General features: G+C 37.4%; 24 protein-coding genes. 3 read left to right on the top strand and 21 right to left on the bottom strand.

Going from position 1 to position 17,463, the window contains the following annotated elements:
• Nucleotides 1–25: 25 nt before the first annotated feature.
• The 15 genes from PECL_RS09670 to fabZ (PECL_RS00490) form a co-directional block, all read right to left on the bottom strand.
• The gene (locus PECL_RS09670) at nt 26–418 is read right to left on the bottom strand and encodes a glycosyltransferase family 2 protein (RefSeq protein ID WP_050899546.1); all 393 of its coding nucleotides are present in this window, start codon (nt 416–418) and stop codon (nt 26–28) included.
• A 437-nt stretch (nt 419–855) separates the two neighbouring features.
• Entirely contained in the window at nt 856–1,407 is a 552-nt protein-coding gene (locus tag PECL_RS00555) for a biotin transporter BioY (protein ID WP_014214643.1), read from the bottom strand.
• A gap of 1 nt (nt 1,408) precedes the next feature.
• Nucleotides 1,409–2,011: a 4'-phosphopantetheinyl transferase family protein gene (locus PECL_RS09665; RefSeq protein ID WP_014214642.1), complete on the bottom strand. Its 603-nt coding sequence runs from the start codon at nt 2,009–2,011 to the stop codon at nt 1,409–1,411.
• Nucleotides 2,011–2,769, bottom strand: a complete 759-nt coding sequence (gene fabI / locus PECL_RS00545) for an enoyl-ACP reductase FabI (protein ID WP_014214641.1) — start codon at nt 2,767–2,769, stop codon at nt 2,011–2,013. The genes PECL_RS09665 and fabI overlap by 1 nt, the downstream gene beginning before the upstream one ends.
• A 212-nt stretch (nt 2,770–2,981) precedes the next feature.
• Nucleotides 2,982–3,752: a carboxyltransferase subunit alpha gene (gene accA / locus PECL_RS00540; RefSeq protein ID WP_014214640.1), complete on the bottom strand. Its 771-nt coding sequence runs from the start codon at nt 3,750–3,752 to the stop codon at nt 2,982–2,984.
• 12 nt (nt 3,753–3,764) lie between these two features.
• Nucleotides 3,765–4,586 carry an acetyl-CoA carboxylase carboxyltransferase subunit beta gene (locus PECL_RS00535; protein ID WP_014214639.1) on the bottom strand — a complete coding sequence of 274 codons (822 nt, stop codon included), beginning with the start codon at nt 4,584–4,586 and terminating at the stop codon, nt 3,765–3,767.
• Nucleotides 4,576–5,943 carry an acetyl-CoA carboxylase biotin carboxylase subunit gene (gene accC / locus PECL_RS00530; RefSeq protein WP_014214638.1) on the bottom strand — a complete coding sequence of 456 codons (1,368 nt, stop codon included), beginning with the start codon at nt 5,941–5,943 and terminating at the stop codon, nt 4,576–4,578. Before accC ends, PECL_RS00535 begins: the two co-directional genes overlap by 11 nt.
• Before the next feature lie 12 nt (nt 5,944–5,955).
• Nucleotides 5,956–6,369, bottom strand: coding sequence for a 3-hydroxyacyl-ACP dehydratase FabZ (fabZ, locus tag PECL_RS00525; RefSeq protein ID WP_014214637.1), 414 nt, complete (start codon nt 6,367–6,369; stop codon nt 5,956–5,958).
• The gene (locus tag PECL_RS00520; protein WP_014214636.1) at nt 6,370–6,816 is read right to left on the bottom strand and encodes an acetyl-CoA carboxylase biotin carboxyl carrier protein; all 447 of its coding nucleotides are present in this window, start codon (nt 6,814–6,816) and stop codon (nt 6,370–6,372) included. It lies immediately after the preceding gene.
• 159 nt (nt 6,817–6,975) lie between these two features.
• The gene (fabF, locus tag PECL_RS00515; protein WP_014214635.1) at nt 6,976–8,208 is read right to left on the bottom strand and encodes a beta-ketoacyl-ACP synthase II; all 1,233 of its coding nucleotides are present in this window, start codon (nt 8,206–8,208) and stop codon (nt 6,976–6,978) included.
• 13 nt (nt 8,209–8,221) lie between these two features.
• Nucleotides 8,222–8,950, bottom strand: coding sequence for a 3-oxoacyl-[acyl-carrier-protein] reductase (gene fabG / locus PECL_RS00510; protein ID WP_014214634.1), 729 nt, complete (start codon nt 8,948–8,950; stop codon nt 8,222–8,224).
• Nucleotides 8,951–8,952: 2 nt separating this feature from the next.
• Nucleotides 8,953–9,876, bottom strand: coding sequence for an ACP S-malonyltransferase (locus PECL_RS00505; RefSeq protein WP_014214633.1), 924 nt, complete (start codon nt 9,874–9,876; stop codon nt 8,953–8,955).
• 10 nt (nt 9,877–9,886) lie between these two features.
• Entirely contained in the window at nt 9,887–10,123 is a 237-nt protein-coding gene (locus tag PECL_RS00500; RefSeq protein WP_014214632.1) for an acyl carrier protein, read from the bottom strand.
• A 29-nt stretch (nt 10,124–10,152) separates the two neighbouring features.
• On the bottom strand, nt 10,153–11,127 hold the full coding sequence (locus PECL_RS00495) for a beta-ketoacyl-ACP synthase III (RefSeq protein WP_014214631.1): 975 nt from the start codon (nt 11,125–11,127) through the stop codon (nt 10,153–10,155).
• 8 nt (nt 11,128–11,135) lie between these two features.
• Nucleotides 11,136–11,576: a 3-hydroxyacyl-ACP dehydratase FabZ gene (gene fabZ, locus PECL_RS00490; RefSeq protein ID WP_014214630.1), complete on the bottom strand. Its 441-nt coding sequence runs from the start codon at nt 11,574–11,576 to the stop codon at nt 11,136–11,138.
• A gap of 450 nt (nt 11,577–12,026) precedes the next feature.
• On the opposite strand from fabZ (PECL_RS00490), the gene PECL_RS00485 reads away from it, so the two are divergent.
• Both PECL_RS00485 and PECL_RS00480 read left to right on the top strand, forming a co-directional pair.
• A complete protein-coding gene (locus tag PECL_RS00485; RefSeq protein ID WP_014214629.1) occupies nt 12,027–12,290 on the top strand; it encodes a type II toxin-antitoxin system RelB/DinJ family antitoxin in 264 nt (87 codons plus the stop codon).
• Nucleotides 12,287–12,547, top strand: coding sequence for a Txe/YoeB family addiction module toxin (locus PECL_RS00480; RefSeq protein ID WP_014214628.1), 261 nt, complete (start codon nt 12,287–12,289; stop codon nt 12,545–12,547). The genes PECL_RS00485 and PECL_RS00480 overlap by 4 nt, the downstream gene beginning before the upstream one ends.
• 90 nt (nt 12,548–12,637) lie before the next feature.
• Here PECL_RS00480 and PECL_RS00475 read toward each other — a convergent pair whose 3' ends face one another.
• Nucleotides 12,638–13,267 (bottom strand): hypothetical protein, encoded by a 630-nt coding sequence (locus tag PECL_RS00475; protein WP_014214627.1) that lies wholly within the window; start codon nt 13,265–13,267, stop codon nt 12,638–12,640.
• Nucleotides 13,268–13,384: 117 nt separating this feature from the next.
• Between PECL_RS00475 and PECL_RS00470 the strand changes: the two genes are divergently transcribed.
• The gene (locus PECL_RS00470; protein ID WP_014214626.1) at nt 13,385–13,618 is read left to right on the top strand and encodes a cytochrome b5 domain-containing protein; all 234 of its coding nucleotides are present in this window, start codon (nt 13,385–13,387) and stop codon (nt 13,616–13,618) included.
• 171 nt (nt 13,619–13,789) lie between these two features.
• Here the strand turns inward: PECL_RS00470 and PECL_RS00465 are convergent, their stop codons facing one another.
• The 5 genes from PECL_RS00465 to PECL_RS00445 all read right to left on the bottom strand — a co-directional run bounded on the left by PECL_RS00465 (nt 13,790) and on the right by PECL_RS00445 (nt 17,315).
• Nucleotides 13,790–14,239, bottom strand: a complete 450-nt coding sequence (locus tag PECL_RS00465; protein ID WP_014214625.1) for a universal stress protein — start codon at nt 14,237–14,239, stop codon at nt 13,790–13,792.
• A gap of 15 nt (nt 14,240–14,254) precedes the next feature.
• The gene (locus PECL_RS00460; RefSeq protein ID WP_014214624.1) at nt 14,255–14,722 is read right to left on the bottom strand and encodes a universal stress protein; all 468 of its coding nucleotides are present in this window, start codon (nt 14,720–14,722) and stop codon (nt 14,255–14,257) included.
• Nucleotides 14,723–15,106: 384 nt separating this feature from the next.
• Complete coding sequence (locus PECL_RS00455; RefSeq protein ID WP_014214623.1) at nt 15,107–15,619, bottom strand: TetR/AcrR family transcriptional regulator; 513 nt, start codon at nt 15,617–15,619, stop codon at nt 15,107–15,109.
• Between the two features lie 8 nt (nt 15,620–15,627).
• Complete coding sequence (ispE, locus tag PECL_RS00450; RefSeq protein WP_014214622.1) at nt 15,628–16,479, bottom strand: 4-(cytidine 5'-diphospho)-2-C-methyl-D-erythritol kinase; 852 nt, start codon at nt 16,477–16,479, stop codon at nt 15,628–15,630.
• 587 nt (nt 16,480–17,066) lie between these two features.
• Complete coding sequence (locus tag PECL_RS00445) at nt 17,067–17,315, bottom strand: Veg family protein (RefSeq protein ID WP_014214621.1); 249 nt, start codon at nt 17,313–17,315, stop codon at nt 17,067–17,069.
• Between the last annotated feature and the right edge of the window lie 148 nt (nt 17,316–17,463).

Below are 17,463 nucleotides of genomic sequence, written 5' to 3'. Positions count from 1 at the left end.
ACTTGCATTTTTAACACTTGTAACATCATTTTCTGTATTTTTTTGATACAAAAATTTTATGAACATCGCAAGTTACCACATCAGAATTATATTCGTCAGCTGATTTACACATATATTCCACAAACGAAGAATCTACCCAATCATCTGCATCTGCAAACGATATATAATCTCCAATCGACTTTTTGATACCATAGTTTCTAGATGGTCTCTGACCACTATTTGATTTATAAAATGCTCTAAATTTATTACCATCCAACTCCGTATACTTATTAATAATTTTCTGTGTGCCATCAGTACTACCATCATTAACAACGATCACCTCGTATTCGTAATTAGTTTTTTGAGTTAATAAAGATTCTAAACAACGATTGATATATTTTTCTTCGTTGAAAGCTGTAACAATGATTGATAGTTTCAAGTTTCCCCTCCGTGACGATACTATCTTCTTCAATCTTAAAAATTAATTTAATTAGTTATACGATATTCCAAAACCACGGCTCCAACACCTGCACCCCAAAACACCAATTTTATTTTTTGTATCTCTATTTTTATTTATGAAAGATATCCAAATATTTTAATGCTGAAACATTTACAATATCATCAACGCCAGCCAAAGCAGCAGCTAATCAAGGTATGAGTACCGTCACCATTCTTTTGCAACCGATTTCATGATAGTTCATTTTTACCTAAGTGTCTAAATCATTTATATTTTTTGCGCACCCATAACATTTTAAAAAAATTCAAATCAAAAAGCAGGCATCCATTTGGATACCTGCCTTACCACACACCTTGTTTTAAATATATACAAAAGTTCAATACCAACATAAACCATGATATAACCATTACTTTCATCATCTATATTGATTTAACAAAACTTCCAATCCTAATCCGTTCATACACTAGAACTGCGAGCAATGACTTACACAAATCAACCGGTAAAAATACCATGTTTAACTCGAACGCGTGGATTAATGTGATATGCATATTAAGCGCCATACCGATAATTCCAAAAGCATACATTGGAATTATGCCCGCTAGAAACATTTTAATAATATTTATTATCAAGGACTTCTGTTGATTTTTAAACACCAAGGGCAAAATGATAGCGGCAGCAAGATATCCTACTAAGAATCCACCAGTTGGCCCCATAAAAATCGGAAAACCACCCCGCATCCCTGCAAGTACTGGTACACCAACTAATCCCAATGCCAAAAATCCACCAACTGTAAGTAGTGAGTAACTAAATGGCAACAAAACTCCGGCCAACATGATCCCTAAATTCTGCAGAACTACCGGAACTGGAATAAACCCTAAACTAATTGGTGGAATAAATCCTAGAACAATAATAATAGTCAGCATTAGAGCTGACTGCATTAATAATTGTGTTCCCTTACTTCTTTCACCCATTTTAATCTCCTAATTTTTGCGCGATTGTCCCGCAAATTTGGTTTCCAATTTGAAAATCAATCAAATTAAAACACTGATCTTGAAATAGAGCACTGTGCGCTTGTAAATCTACCAAAACCTGATTAGGCGAAACTCTTAGCCCGACCCCAGCAGCCTTTAAAACGGCCTCTTTAACCGTCCACAGTTTTAAAATAATTCTACTATCATCATTAGCGTAATTTAATTCGGCAGGTGAAAATACTTTGCGCGGATTATTTAAATTAATCTCACGATCCCACGACTCAATATCAACCCCTACTTCATCCATTCCAACGACCACTACAACTGTATTTTCAGTATGACTTATATTAAAAGAATAATGGCTTTGTTCACTAATGTACGGTCGATGAAACTGATCATAACCCAAAAAGCCATCCGTTATGACGGCCTGAAATGAAGTATTTAATATCTCTGCTAACAAATACCTACTTGCCCATAACTGCTTTTTCCGATCTAAACCCGCATTTTGATATTTTTTAGCAAATGATTGTTGATTTAAATTAAAATGAAGCTCTGGTATTTCAACCTTTTCCAAATCAAGTGTTTTAATAATCACATCGAACATTAAATTAAATGAACTCCCTTATCAACATAAATAATATCACCGGTAATTCCCGTCGACATATCGCTTAATAAGAATGCCGCAGTGTTACCAATCTCTTCCGTACTTACACTTTCACCGTCAACCGTTCTTGACTGTGACTCTTTTAATAAATCACGGTGATGTTTGATTCCAGTAACTGCCAGCGTTTTAACTGCCCCAGCTGAAATGGCGTTAACACGAATTTTACGTTCACCTAAATCTGATGCAAGGTAACGAACATTCGCTTCCAAAGCAGCCTTAGCAATACCCATCATATTATAGTTAGGCACAGCACGTTCTGATCCGAAATAGGTCATAGTTACGATGCTGCCTTTTTCGGCCATAATTTGAGATCCGTAACGGGATACTGAGATAAGAGAATAGGCAGATACATCTTGGGCAAGGTTATATCCTTCTTTTTTGGTGTTCAAAACTCCACCTTCAAGAGTCTCTTTGTCTGCAAATGCGATAGCATGAATAATTCCATCAATCTTGCCAAAATCACGTTCGATTTGTTGAAATGCTTTCTCAACGTTTTCATCTTCTGAAACATCACACTCAACAAGGGGAACATCATCCCCTACCAATTTTTCTAAGCTACGATGTAAGCGATCGTTTTGATATGTAAGAATAACTTTAGCGCCTTGTTCCTGAAGTGCCTCAACACACCCCCAGGCAATACTATTCTTATTAGCTACACCCATGACAATTATTTTCTTATTTTCAAGTAAAGTACCCATATTCCATTTCCTCTTCCTAATAGTGTGATATTTGCTTTTTATTGTGTCACTGCTTTTTATAGCATCATTGTTTTCTCTGCCTTATAGCCGAAACGTGCACATCAACCCAAGATCTTCCGCTTAGCCCAACTTACCCCTCATGACCAAACCCGTCATAATGGTAAGTCATGCTAATGCTCACATCTTACCCGGGTTGAGGTGCACTCTTGCCTTTAGAACTTTCTAAATCTCTGTTCCCTTTTCAACACTAAATCTTCTGGCGTCATTGCCTTTAATTCCATTACTTTTTTAAGTAAGCTTTTCTGTAATGCATCTGCTGACTTTTGGTCTACCACTTCGTCCACAATTCGATCTATTGTTCCATTTTCCAATAAATCTTCCGGTGTTAAACCTAATTCTTCTGATGCTTCTTTCACTTTTTTAGCATCTTTCCACATAATACTTGCGTAGCCTTCCGGCGAAAGGATTGAATAAATGCTGTTTTCAAACATCCATACTTCATCCCCAGTTGCTAGCGCTAACGCACCACCGCTTCCGCCTTCTCCAAATATTACACTTAAATACGGAACCCGTAATCGCATTCCCTCCATAATACATTGGGCAATTGCGGAACCCTGTCCATGATATTCAGCCTCTACACCCGGATATGCTCCTGGTGTATTTACCAAAGTTATAATCGGACGATTAAACTTCTCACTTTGCTTCATCAAGCGTAATGCTTTTCGATACCCTTCTGGTTCAACACAACCAAAATGACGTGAAACATTTTCATTCATATTACGTCCTTTTTGGGTACCAATTACAGTTACCGGAATATTACCCAATTTGGCCACTCCACTAATAATTGCCGGATCATCCTTTCCTGAACGATCACCATGCAATTCCATAAAATCACTAAACAGGTCATTGATTAGTACCTGTGTGTCAATTTTATTTGCATCCCGTGCCGCAACTACGGTCTCATATGCAGTTTTTTTCAACATAACAGTCTCCTTTTATACATAAAAAGTTAATAGTTGCCCAAGATATTGCTTCATATCTTCACGTTCAATAATTGAATCCAAAAAACCATTTTCTAATAATGTCTCGGCTTTTTGAAAATCAACTGGTGGTTTTTGCTGAATAGTTTGTTCTATAACTCGTCGTCCAGCAAATCCAATCAGTGTATGTGGCTCCGCAATGATGACATCAGCCTGCATGGCAAAACTAGCTGTTACCCCGCCAGTTGTAGGATCAGTCAACACGCTCACGTAAAGTAATCCCGCTTCGCTATGTTTTGCCACTGCATCTGAAACTTTTGCCATTTGCATTAATGAGTCTATACCGTCTTGCATCCGAGCTCCACCCGAAGCCGTAAACAAAATAACAGGTAAACGTTCTGCAGTGGCACGTTCAAACATACGAGTTAATTTTTCGCCAGTAACTTTACCAAGACTTCCCATTACGAAACGTGAATCCATTACGCCGGTAGCAAACTTTTGATTATTTACGCTTGCCTCACCTGTAAGTACACTTTCATTAATTCGAGTTTTCTTTTTAGCAGATGTCAATTTTTGTGAATAACGTTCATCGATGCCCGTCATATCAGTTGCCAAATCCGCATCCCATTCGTGAAATTTATCAAACGTTAACTTAACACGGCGCCATGCACCAATCCTAAATCCATAACCACATTCCGGACACACTCGCGAACTTTTTAGTTTTCTAAAATAAACTCGCGAGTGACAGTTAGGGCATTCCTGCCAAATCCCTGAAGGAATGGCTTCTAAACGTTGTTTAATTTGCATTGCAGTTGGAATTGTAAATTTATTTTGCATTTGCTTGCCACTCCTTCAAAAAATGATCTTCAACGTACTTAGTATTAAAGTCCGCCGTTTCAAACTTAGCATCCTCTATTAAATCGTGTAAGAAAAATTGATTGGTTTTAACTCCTGCTACACTTAACTCTGTTAGTAGGCGCGCCATTTTCGTTGTTGCTCGCTTTCTTGATGGCATATGCACAATGCATTTTGCAATCATTGAATCATAAAAGGGAGGAATGATGCTGTTACTTTTAACCCCCGAATCAATTCGCACGCCCAGTGTTCCGATTGGCAGAAATAGGTCTTCTAATATTCCAGGAGAAGGTTGAAAATTCTGTGCTGGGTTTTCCGCGTTAATTCGCACTTCAATTGCGTGACCATCGATCTTTACTTGATCTTGGGTAACTTCCAGTTGATCCCCATTTGCTACTTGAATTTGCATTTTAATCAATTCTAATCCCGTTACTTCTTCGGTTACTGTATGCTCAACTTGTAGGCGAGTATTCATTTCCATGAAATAAAAATTATGATCACTATCCATTAAGAATTCAAAAGTACCAGTATTATAATAATTTAAATGATGGACCGCCTGAATAACGGTCTTTCCCATTTGACTTCGTTCATCCTCATTTACCAAGACACAAGGGGACTCTTCCACTAACTTTTGATTTGATCGTTGTAATGAGCAATCACGTTCGGGTAAATAAATCGCGTTTCCGTGCTTATCGGCCATTACCTGCATTTCAATATGTTTAGCGTCTTCAATAATTTTTTCGAGATATAAATCAGCATTACCAAAGGAAGTCTGAGCTTCACGCTTTGCATCAACAAAGGCTTTCTCTAGTTCCATTTCGGACTGAATCCGGCGAATTCCCTTACCACCGCCACCATCAGCAGCTTTTAACATAACGGGATAGCCAATTTTAGAGGCAACTTGCTTTGCTTCCTCTAACCCAGATAGCATTCCGTCACTTCCTGGGATCACTGGAACACCAGCATCTTTCATAGTTGAACGAGCCTTAGACTTATTGCCCATTAACTCAATAACTTCAGGACTTGGCCCAATGAAATTAATTTGACAGTCTGCACAAAGTTGCGCAAATTCTGCATTTTCAGATAAAAATCCGTAACCAGGGTGAATAGCATCACAACCGGTCAAGTTAGCTGCACTCACAATATTCTGCATATTCAAATATGATTTCTGTGGCTGTGCATCCCCAATACAAATCGCTTCATCAGCCATTTGAACGAACAAACTATCTTCGTCTGCCACTGAATAAACTGCAACAGCCTCGATCTTCATTTCATGAAGTGCACGGATAATCTGCACCGCAATTTCACCACGATTTGCAACTAATACCTTTTTAAACAAAATTCCACCTCATTATCCAACAATAAATGTTAAATTGGCCTCACAAACGACCTCTTCTCCATTGCTAATAACACCGTGTCCGGTGCCGATCTTACCGCGCATTTTAGTCATTTCCACCTGTAAACTAAGCTGATCGCCCGGCTTTACAGGTCGACTAAATTCTGCGCTTCGAATTCCACCAAAGAAAGCATTTTTTCCTTTAAAATCAGGAGCCGATAAAATAGCAGCAGCACCCGTTTGTGCCAGAGCCTCAACCAGCAATGTATTTGGCATTGTCATTGTCTTAACATTACCGGATTTAAAAAACCACTCGTTAATTGTTACAAGTTTGTTAGCTTTCGCCATCTCACCTGGCTTCAACTCTTCCAAAGTATCAATCATCAAGAATGGCGGCCTCTGTGGAATTAACTTCTTAATATCAATCATCTATTTAACCTCGTTTGGTCGCACCTTGAATAGGGGTTGGTCGTATTGAACCATCGTTCCGTTCGTAACTAGAACTTCCACAATTTCTCCGTCTATTTCGGCATGCACCTCATTGAACATTTTCATTGCTTCAATCAGACAAACTGTATCCGAAGATTTAATCTTAGAACCAACTTCAACGTACTTATCTTGATCCTCTGCTGGCGATAGATAAACAACGCCAACTAATGGTGCCTTAATTTCAACTAAGTCTTCGTCCACAACTGTGTCTTCTTTTTTATTTGAAATTTCTAACTTTTGTGGTCGTACACTGGTTTCGTCAGATGACATAACATTTTGACTATTTTTTTTGATTTTTAGTTTAAAATCGTCTTGTTCAAGTTCAAATTCATCAATTGATGAGTTTTCAAGACGTGTTAACAATTCATTTAATTGTTCATCATTCAAAGCTATCTACCCTCCTAAATCAGAGCGTGACATAAGTCTGGGAAGTGACGAGCATTATGGACAAATCACAAATGATGAGGTCTATTCATCGTATGTGGTTTGTTTTTAAGCGGAATCACTTGACTTATGTCACGCCATTTAAGCTATTTAATTTAAAAATTAATCAACTCTTCTAAATGCAAGCACAGCGTTATGCCCACCGAAGCCAAACGAATTACTGATTGCAAATTTTACATCGGCTTTTTGATTTGGTTCCCTAACCAAGGGCACATCACAATCTGGGTCTTCATTTTGAAGCCCAACATTTTCAGGTAAAATTCCCGATTGAAGAGCACCAATTGTGGCAACGGCTTCAAGGGCACCCGCCGCACCTAAAGCATGTCCGGTCATTGATTTAGTACTACTTACACTGTAATGATTGTTATTACCAAATAAAGTCTTAATTGCAGTTGATTCGGCCTTATCGTTAGCAACTGTACTTGTACCATGAGCGTTAATATAATCCACGTCTTCAGGAGTTAGATCTGATTCACGAATTGCCATTTGCATAGCTTTAACGGCACCTTTACCTTCAGGATTAGGTTGCGTCATATGGTATGCATCACTTGTCGTTCCGTATCCCGTAATCTCGGCAATGATGTTAGCTCCACGTTTTTTTGCATGTTCTAGATCTTCTAAGATCAATGTTGCTGCACCCTCACCCATAACAAATCCGTTACGGTCTTTATCAAATGGAATTGAAGCTCGTTTAGGATCCGGTTCTGCAGAAAGAGCTGTTAATGCAGCAAATCCTGCGATTCCGATTTCATTAATAGATGCTTCTGTTCCACCAGCAATCATTACCTCAGCTTTACCTGACTTAATGTGTTCAAAGGCATTTCCAATCGCATTAGCCCCACTAGAGCATGCTGTAACAACTGCCTGACTAGTATTTTGAGCATTAAATTGAATTGAAATGTTACCAGCAGCCATATTCGTAATCGAGTTGGTTACAAACAATGGTGAAACACGCTTAGGCCCTTTATCATTCATTTTAGTAACTTGCTCTTGAATCGTCGTTAATCCTCCAATTCCAGAGCCGTAGATAACTCCAAGTTCATCAGGATCAATATCATCTTCATCAAAGGCAGCATTTTCCCACGCTTCAATCGCTGAATACATGGCATATTGTGAAAATGGATCCATTCGTTTAGCCAATTTACGATCAATTCGATCTTTAGGATCAAAATCCTTAACTTCGGCCGCTACTGTGATACCAGTTGGTTCGGCGTCAAAATGAGTAATTTTATCAATTCCCACTTTTGAATCACGAATACCTTGTAAAAAACTGGGTACATCATTTCCTAATGGCGTAACTGCGCCCATTCCTGTAACTACAACTCTTCTTTCCACTGATCTTGCCTCCTTAAATAGTCATCCCACCGTCAACAACAATGGTTTGCCCCGTAATAAACTCGTTTTCAATCAAGAATTGAACGGTTTGTGCGATTTCTTCTGGCTTTCCAAAACGATGTGCCGGAATACTTTCTTCAATACTTGTTTTAATTTTGTCGCTTAATTTATCGGTCATATCTGTTTCAATCATTCCAGGTGCAATTGCGTTGCAACGAACATTACGTCTAATTCCTTCACGCGCAGTCGTTTTTGTAAGCCCAATGATTCCCGCCTTGCTAGCTGAATAATTTGCCTGTCCCGCATTCCCGTTTGTACCAGATATGCTTGAAATATTAACAATGGCACCTTGACGCTTTTTTTGCATTCCTTTTAAAACTGCCTTCGTTACGTTGAAAGTTCCAACAAGATTAACATTCACAACTTGTTCAAAATCTTCCAGTTTCATCCGAGTTAATAACATATCCTTTGTAATACCCGCGTTATTAACCAAAATATCAATTGCTGTGTCAGTTTCGATAATTTGATTTACAACCTGCTGTACACTGTCTGCATCGGCAATATCCATACTTGCAAATACCACATTAGATGTATTATCTATGTAAGCTTGTAGATCTTCACTAGGTTGGCTGCGAGCCGTCATATAAACTTTTGTCCCTTGCTCAGCTAATAATCTCACTGTAGCTAGTCCAATACCTCGTGTACCACCGGTTACTAGTGCTACTTTTTGGTTTAAATCCATTTTTAGTCCTCGTTTTTCTGTGCTATGAAATTGCGTGCTTCTGCCAAAGTTTCAACACTATCAACGTGCATCACCGGCACATCTTTTAATGTCTTCTTCACGAAGCCAGTCAATGCCTTACCTGGCCCAACTTCAAGTAATAAATCGGGTTGATATTCTGCTATTTTCCCAAGACACTCACTAAAATGAGTTGTTTGAATCAGCTGATTTGCCAATGTTTCCTTAATTTCATCCAATTCAAAGGGTTCCATTGTCGTATTACTTAGAACTGGAATTTCGGGTGTACTAAATTCAACATCTCTCAACCTTATCTCAAGCTGATCTTTTGCTTCATTCATTAGTGGCGTATGAGAAGCAACTGTCATTTTTAGTGGTACCACTCTTTTTATGCCAGCTCCCTTTGCACTTTTTTGAAACTCACTCATTGCCCTAAAATCGCCACCAACAACAATTTGTTTCGGCGTATTAACGTTAGCGACATAAACTGGTCCAATCTCTTGAGCAGCTTTCATGGCTGATTTAACTTGAGCATCGCTTGCATTCAAAACAGCCATCATTTTACCAGGATTTTTCTCTCCGGCCACTTCCATATAATGACCGCGATCTTTAATCAGGCGTAACCCTTGTTCAAGGCTAAGCGCACCACTAGTAATCAAAGCGCCATACTCACCCAAACTAAGACCCAAGTGAGCAACGTCCTTCAGTCCCAGCTGGTTAAGCACCTGAAAAGTACCTAAGCTCATTAATGAAACAGCTAACTGCACATTTTTAGGATCATTAATTACTTGAGAATCTGAAAAATCCATTCCTAAAATATTTGAAGCTTGGTCGATAATTTCACGAAAGGCCGGCTCATTTTGATATAGGTCAATTCCCATATCATCAAATTGCTGGCCCTGTCCGCTGAATAAGTATGCAACTCTCATCTGCTTATACCTAAGCAGCCTTTTCTGAAATATAGTCAACCAACTTGCCAACTGTATCCATGTCATCATCGGTTTCAATTTCAATATCAAATTCGTCTTCCAGCTTATCGATCACTTCAAAAATATCTAAACTATCAGCTTCTAAGTCCTTAGAAAAACTTGTTTCCATAGTTAATTTACTTGCATCTGTGTCCATTTGTTCTGCGATTACATCTTTTACCTTTGCGAATGTTTCTTCTTTAGTCATAATTAAAATCCTCCGAAATATTTTTGCTTTTAAAATTTTAGTATTGTAGTTCCAATTGTTAATCCACCGCCAAAGCCAGATAATACTAACTTATTGCCACGCTGAATCTTTTTTTGTTCCAATAAATCCGCTAATAATAGTGGCTCACTGGCCGCTGCGGTATTACCATATTTATTTATATTGATCGGGAAACGGTCCATATCAAGGTCTAATCTTTTTGCTATGCTCGATACAATTCTTTGATTGGCCTGGTGGAGTAGGAAATAATCTATTTCATCCGCCTCGATCTGTGCCGCATCTAATACTTTAGTAATTGACTTTGTAACATTCTTGGTTGCAAAATCATAAACGCGTCGACCATTCATTTCAAAGTAGAACCCCGGTTCGGTACTCGTCTTATCACTGATTGCAATTGGCTTCACTCCAAGCTTTCCAGCAGTAAGATTCATTCCCAAATCGCCAAATGTTTCAAGCTCATTCGCAATCAATTCTGACTGAGAATCATTTTGAATTAATACTCCGGCGGCTCCATCTCCAAACAAAACCGCTGTACTGCGATCATTCTGGTCAGTTAATTTGCTAAGTGTCTCTGCACCTATCAAAATAGCATTTTTTACGTTTCCGGCTTGCATGAAGTTATTTACCACACTCAGCCCATAAACAAATCCCGAGCAGGCAACATTAATATCAAATGCCGCTGCGTTTGTTGCACCAATTGCGCCTTGCACTACTGCAGCCGTTGACGGTGTCAATAGATCTGGTGACATAGTTGCAACAATGATCAAATCAATGTTTGAAACGTCAATTCCAGTTTTTTCAATAAGTTGTTTTGCTACCTCTGTAGATAAACTACTAGTTGTTTCATCTGTGACCATGCGTCGTTCTTTAATGCCAGTACGTTTGGTAATCCATTCATCGCTGGTATCAAGATACTTTTCTAAGTCCTGATTTGTAACAATTCTTTCCGGTAACGATTTGGCAGCCTGCACAATTCTTAACCCCATGGCGTCACCTATTCAGCGTTAGGACTAACGATAAATGTTAAATCTGCCTGACAAACTTTCTTTTCACCGACCATTGCAAAGGTTTCAACTACACCCATGTTATGTTTTTGTTTAGTGATTCGAACGTGTAGTTTTAAAACATCACCTGGGCGTACAATTTGACGAAACTTGGCATTATTGATTGCTCCAAGGTATGCAGTTTTTCCACTGAAGTTGGGTGATTTAAGAATTAAGATTGAAGCAGCCTGTGCCAATGATTCAATAATCAAAACACCAGGCATAACTGGATTCCCAGGAAAATGTCCTTGGAAAAATTCTTCGTTAATCGTTACATTCTTAGTTGCAATAATTGATTCATCAGGAACTAGTTCATCAACATAATCCATAAATAAAATTGGATAACGATTTGGAATTAGCTCCATAATTTCTGTTGCATTTAATACACTCACTCGTATTGCCCCTTTCCAAAATAATTCCTCGTTTGGGAATATTCAAAGATTACAGATTTGTATATTTTTTTGCAAAACCTCCGTACAATTTTTTTTATTCTATTTTTTAATATATAAATACTATATAGGCTGCTATAATAGGATTTCATTGGCCATTTGATCACTTTTTAGAATTCTCATAACACATCGCCTATCAATCACTGTAAACACTATTATCACGGTATTTGTAGCCTTCAATCTAATTTAATTTTAGTTAACACTATGAATCATTACAAAAAACTAGATTATGTAACTTACTATGTTAAATAATATGATATTAATAGTTATTATTAGTTATTTAAAAAAGGGAAGACTTTGTTCAATAAATTTGATATTCAATTTAGTTTTTAAGCATATATATTGCCATCGCAATATAATAGCACTACAATAGCACTACAAGGAGATGATAAAATGCCTGTTAAAAAGAAAAATTCTATTTCTATCCGTGTTGATTCTGACCTAAAAAGCGAAGCAGAAGAAGTTTTAGACAGTATGGGACTGAATTATACAACTGCCATCACATTGTTCTTAAAGGCCGTTACAAACGAGGGTAAAATTCCATTTGAGATAAAGGGAGATCCGTTTTATTCCAAAATTAATCAGAAACAACTTCAGCATTCTATTAACCAACTCGAATCTGGAGATTCCAAGCGAAAAGGATTAATTGAAGAATGAAACCAATCCTTTGGTCCTCTGATGCTTGGGATGAATATCTATCTTGGCAAAAAGAAGATAAACGTACTCTCAAAAAAATAAACAACATTATAAAAGATATTCAAAGAAATGGAAGCCAAGGTATTGGGAAAGCTGAAAAGCTACATTCTAATTTATCTGGATGGTACAGTCGTAGAATTGATCAGACTAATAGAATAGTCTTTAGAATTTATGACGAACAAATCGAAATTGTACAAGTTAAAAATCATTATCAATAAAAATCGTTCTAATTTGGTGTAAACAGCTTATTACCAAATTAGAACGATTTTTAATAATTTAAATGATAATACATTTTACATAAAGACTAGTTATTCTTCTTTAATACCAACTGTCTTTTTATTTGGCGTTGCATCTCCACCGAAAATTACTCCTCGAAGCGCCGGTGATTTTCTCAATAGCCACATTGTGTACCCCGCTGACGAAAAAGTAGTCAAAGCCCAAATCATCCAACTCCCACTCCCAGCATCTGAAAAGCGAAATGCACCTGCTAAATCTCGAAGCATTTCCCCAAAGATCTGCGAACCAATTTGCTTTGATGTTAAATGTTCATGTACAAAAAAGATTTCTAAAATTAATTGTGCCAACACAATCAGAGCCCAACCTGCTAAATAATGGCGTCCTCCTCGCGTTACTACTTCCTTTTTATAGATTGGATGATCTTCATCATCATTTGGTAGCTTAAACCAATAAACAGCAGTATCAATTGTTCGAACTCTTGTGTTTTTTGCTTGATACCAACTAACTACTAATGAGATAAGAATAATTGCAATCAAAAGTGGCATACCATTATGTGAATGCCTATATTTATCAACAAACTGATAGGCAGCAAAAGCAGGTATGGCGATTAATTCTATTCGTGAAACTCGTCCAAACTCAAATTGTTCTCGAATAAAGTAAATAATAAATATTACGGAAATTAATATCGTTAGATTTCCCATCAAACCGTCCTCGTTTCCTTGATACACCTAGTTTAAAGCTTTCATAAATTTTGAACAAGATCTCATTTAAAAGGCTCTTACTTTTTGATAGAATGAGTTGCAAGGGTGGCGATTAAAATGAATGAAGAATTTACATTAGAAGATTTGAAACAGTTTGATGGCCAAAATGGGCATAAGGCATATGTCGCAGTTAATCGTAAAATTTACGATGTAACTGGCTCTAAAGAGTGGAACGAAGGCCAACATCACGGTAACAGTGCTGGTAAAGACCTAAGTGATGCTATTAAATTTTCACCACATGGTACCGGAATGTTAAAAAAGGTTCCCATGGTAGGTCGATTAGTAAAATGAAGAATGTGTTGTACAACTATAATTTTGTGAAATTATAGCAAAACTCCATTTAACAGTTATGTAAAAAAATCCGAACGTGATTGAAACTTTTATGTTTAATCTAACATTAAAGTTTCAATCACGTTCGGATTTTCATTCAGCATATTACCCTTAAAGTAACCTAATATGTCCCTATCTTATAACCAAGACTGACACCGGTGCATATTTCGACATATATGATGCCTGCGAGCCAAAATATCTTGCAACCCCAGTTCGTGAAGAGGAACCAATCACTAACAAATCAGGATCTACCTGTGGAATTACATTTTTGACGATGGTTTCGCCGGCTTCCCCTTCAGCAATGTACGTTTGAACCTTTTTGATTCCAAATTTTTCGGCAATTTGTTTGTATTGCGCTAAATGTTTTTCGGACTGCTCCCGTTTCCCAGTAATAAAATTCTTGTCTAGAGCCTGGTACACATTAATATCATCATCTTCAATAACCGTTACAAGATCCAATTCGGCATCGTCTTGCTTAGCACGGTTCATTGCGAACCTAAACGCCATTTGGGCATCAGGTGAATCATCTACCCCCACCAAAATTTTTGAAAATTTCTTTGGATTCAGTTCTGTTTCAGCCATGTTACCCACCCTTTCTTAATTTAACTTATTATCCATATCTGTTCTAACTAGTAAAACATCACAACGCGCAACCCGAATCACATAGTCGGCAACTGATCCCAGCATCGCACGTTGAAACGCATTCAATCCGTTGGCCCCCATCATGATCAAATCCGAATGGAACTTGTCTGGCATTTCAGTTGCAATTATTGATTTGGGATCTCCAGCTTCAACTCGGACATTAACATCTTTAAAATCATATTTAGTCCGCAACTGTTCTTTCAAGTCATCAACGTACTCTTTGGCCTTCAAAAGAGATATTTCAACGTAGTCCATGTTAGTTCCCATATGACCATATATATCTAAAAATCGTGTCGATTGAATTACCGCCACAATGTCTAAATGTGCCTTATTTCGCTTAGCAGTGGCAATTGCCTTTTTTAAGGATAACTCGCTGTTAGGTGAACCATCGACTGGAACTAAAATTCTTTTATACTGCAGCACGACACTCACGCCCTTTTCTTTAATAATCTCATTATAATAAAAAACAAAAGACAGCGCTACCAATTTCTCTTAATAAACCGTCTTTTGTTTGGTTAGTTGTATTCTAGTTAGCGATGATTAGACTCGTAGTTCTTAATCCTATTTGCGTGTTTTTATATAGCATAGCCACCTTACTAAACGCGTCAGTAACCCGTACTATACCTTTTTATAGTCGAAACGAATTCCACAAACCAGTTCCTACGAGGTGTTATGCGCCCGTAGGAATGGTTCGCGTACGAGTATTAAAGCTTTGTGAAGCAAAGTTCACTTTACTAGACGAGCTAGCTCCAGCTTCTTCAGGTTACCTGTTATTCCTCAAGAGCTAAGCGGTCTGTTCCATTCGTTCTATTTTAGAAAACGACGTGCTACCATGACCATCTCTTGGTTAGTCTCTGATAAATCATCGTTCATCCATTTAACAATCATCTGATTTAATCCGCCCGCAACAAAACTTACCCATAATTCAGGTAATTCAGTTCGTAACTTAAAAATTCCCTTATCAATTAATTCTGTAAGATGTTCATTGACACTTTTATAAAGCTTTTCGTTTAACCCAGCGCCAATCAGAGCCTTAATATACTGCGAATTCCGACGACAAATTGTAAAAAAGGCCTCCAAAAATGCTGGTATATCATGCATCGGCATCACCATCAAATAATTAAAAAATTCGTCAAAAATTTTATTTAATTCATACTCTATAATTTGGTCCTTGTTTTTAAAAATTCGGTAGTAAGACATTCTAGAAACCGACGCTTGTTGACAAATATTACTTACAGAAATGCTCTCAAGATCATTTTTTTCCAATAAATCAAATAATGCGTTAACAATCTTTTGCTTTGTATCTTCTCGACTAGCCATTTTCTCTCCTATAGTGTCCGCACTAGATAAACTTCGTGACAAAATCCGTTGAGGCTATTAACAAGATGTTTAGCTCGCGTAGACTTTGAACAAATACCAAAAACAGTTGGGCCGGTACCACTCATTTGAGCAGCATCCGCACCATACCTAATCATTCTAGATTTAATTTTTAAAATTTCCGGATATTCTGAACCCGTTACCTGTTCCAAAACATTACCTAAATTATCACAGATACCTTGATAATCACTGTTATCAATTGCCCGCAGCATATCATCAATTCTGAAGTGCTTTAGTTGATCATGTTTCAACTTATTTAAAATATACGGGGTCGATACGCTCATTTTTGGTTTAGCTATGACCATCCACATCGGTGGTAATTTTTTTAAAGGTATTACTTTTTCACCCTTGCCTACAACATGTGCAGTCTGTCCATAAACACAAAAAGGAACGTCGGAATCAATACCTAACCCCATCCTAGCTAGTTCTTCCAGACTTAAGCCTAAATTCCACAATTGATTCAATCCCCTTAACACTGCAGCAGCGTCTGAAGATCCACCACCCATGCCAGCAGCAACCGGAATATGTTTGCGGATTTCAATTCTAACCCGTGCACGAATGCGATATTGATCTTGCAATAGTTTAGCAGCCTGAAAGGCTAAATTACGATCATCGTTTGGTAAAAAACCAGTATTCGTTTTAACCTTTATACTTGGTCTTCCTTCAATGCTCTCAATCTTCACATAGTCAGCTAAATCAACTGACGTCATGACCATATTCCATTCCTGTAAGCCATCAGGGTGATTAAACGGGGTATCTAAAAAAAGATTTAGCTTTGCCGGAGCTTTTTCCGTTATCTCCATTTCATCACCAGTTTCATCTCATCATTTTATTCTTGATTATACTAAATTACTGGTTGCGTGTGAATAACATACCATTAAAGGTGCTTAATTATAGCCAATTTTTCTTTCCTAACATCTGTTTAATTTCTCACCCATTCACACACCGAATCAATAATTGGCATTAAAGAAGCGTTCTTATCAGTTAATCAATATTCTACTCTAGGAGGGTAAGATTTTGATTCTGATAACTAGCCCATCTATTTCAAGCTTTCACAGTGTTTTGGTATCATTTTATATTTTCTATAAATCAAGTAAGCTTTTTCCCCAGACCAGTAGTCATTAAATCAGCGCTGTGAAAAAATAAACCTTTTGAATTTTCCATCTAGTGAGTGCCACACTTATTTCAAAGGTTATACTAGCATAAAATAATTTTGAATAATCTCAGATACATAATGACTATTAATTATAATAGCCTAATACTCTGCAGAATAACTAACTTTATAAGAAGACGTAAAAAGAGCTGTAACAAGATCTTATCTTATTACAGCTCTTTTTATAAAAAATAGTCCATTAATAGTTATGGGCTAGAAACCACATAAATATCTTAACTAAGCTTCACTTGTTCCATCAAAATCAATCTTGATATTTTCAGTTAAAATATCCGTGTAACTATACGAAACACGTTCAAATGAGTTTTCATCCTGATCAAGATCTACCACAAAGACAGCTGGATAAGTCATGTGGAGACGACCGTGCCGTTTAGTGATTTTCTTGCGACCCGCTTGGGCGATAACGAGGACTTCCTCGCCAATCTTATCGTCAAGCTGATCCTTTATTGCTGCTAGTGTGATTGGCATCGCATTCACCTTCCCATGTGAAACATTTTATCATAGTTTCACAAAGCCGTCAATTTTAACACAACCTATAATCAATATCAATATTGTTTATTAATCAAAAAGGTGGTAAATACGCTAAAACTTTAGTTTCTTCAGCTACCACTGCTAG

This window comes from Pediococcus claussenii ATCC BAA-344 (assembly GCF_000237995.1).
GTDB classification, from domain to species: Bacteria; Bacillota; Bacilli; order Lactobacillales; family Lactobacillaceae; genus Pediococcus; species Pediococcus claussenii.
Note: the sequence above shows the minus strand (reverse complement) of the source record. Positions and strands in the feature narration are given on the sequence as shown.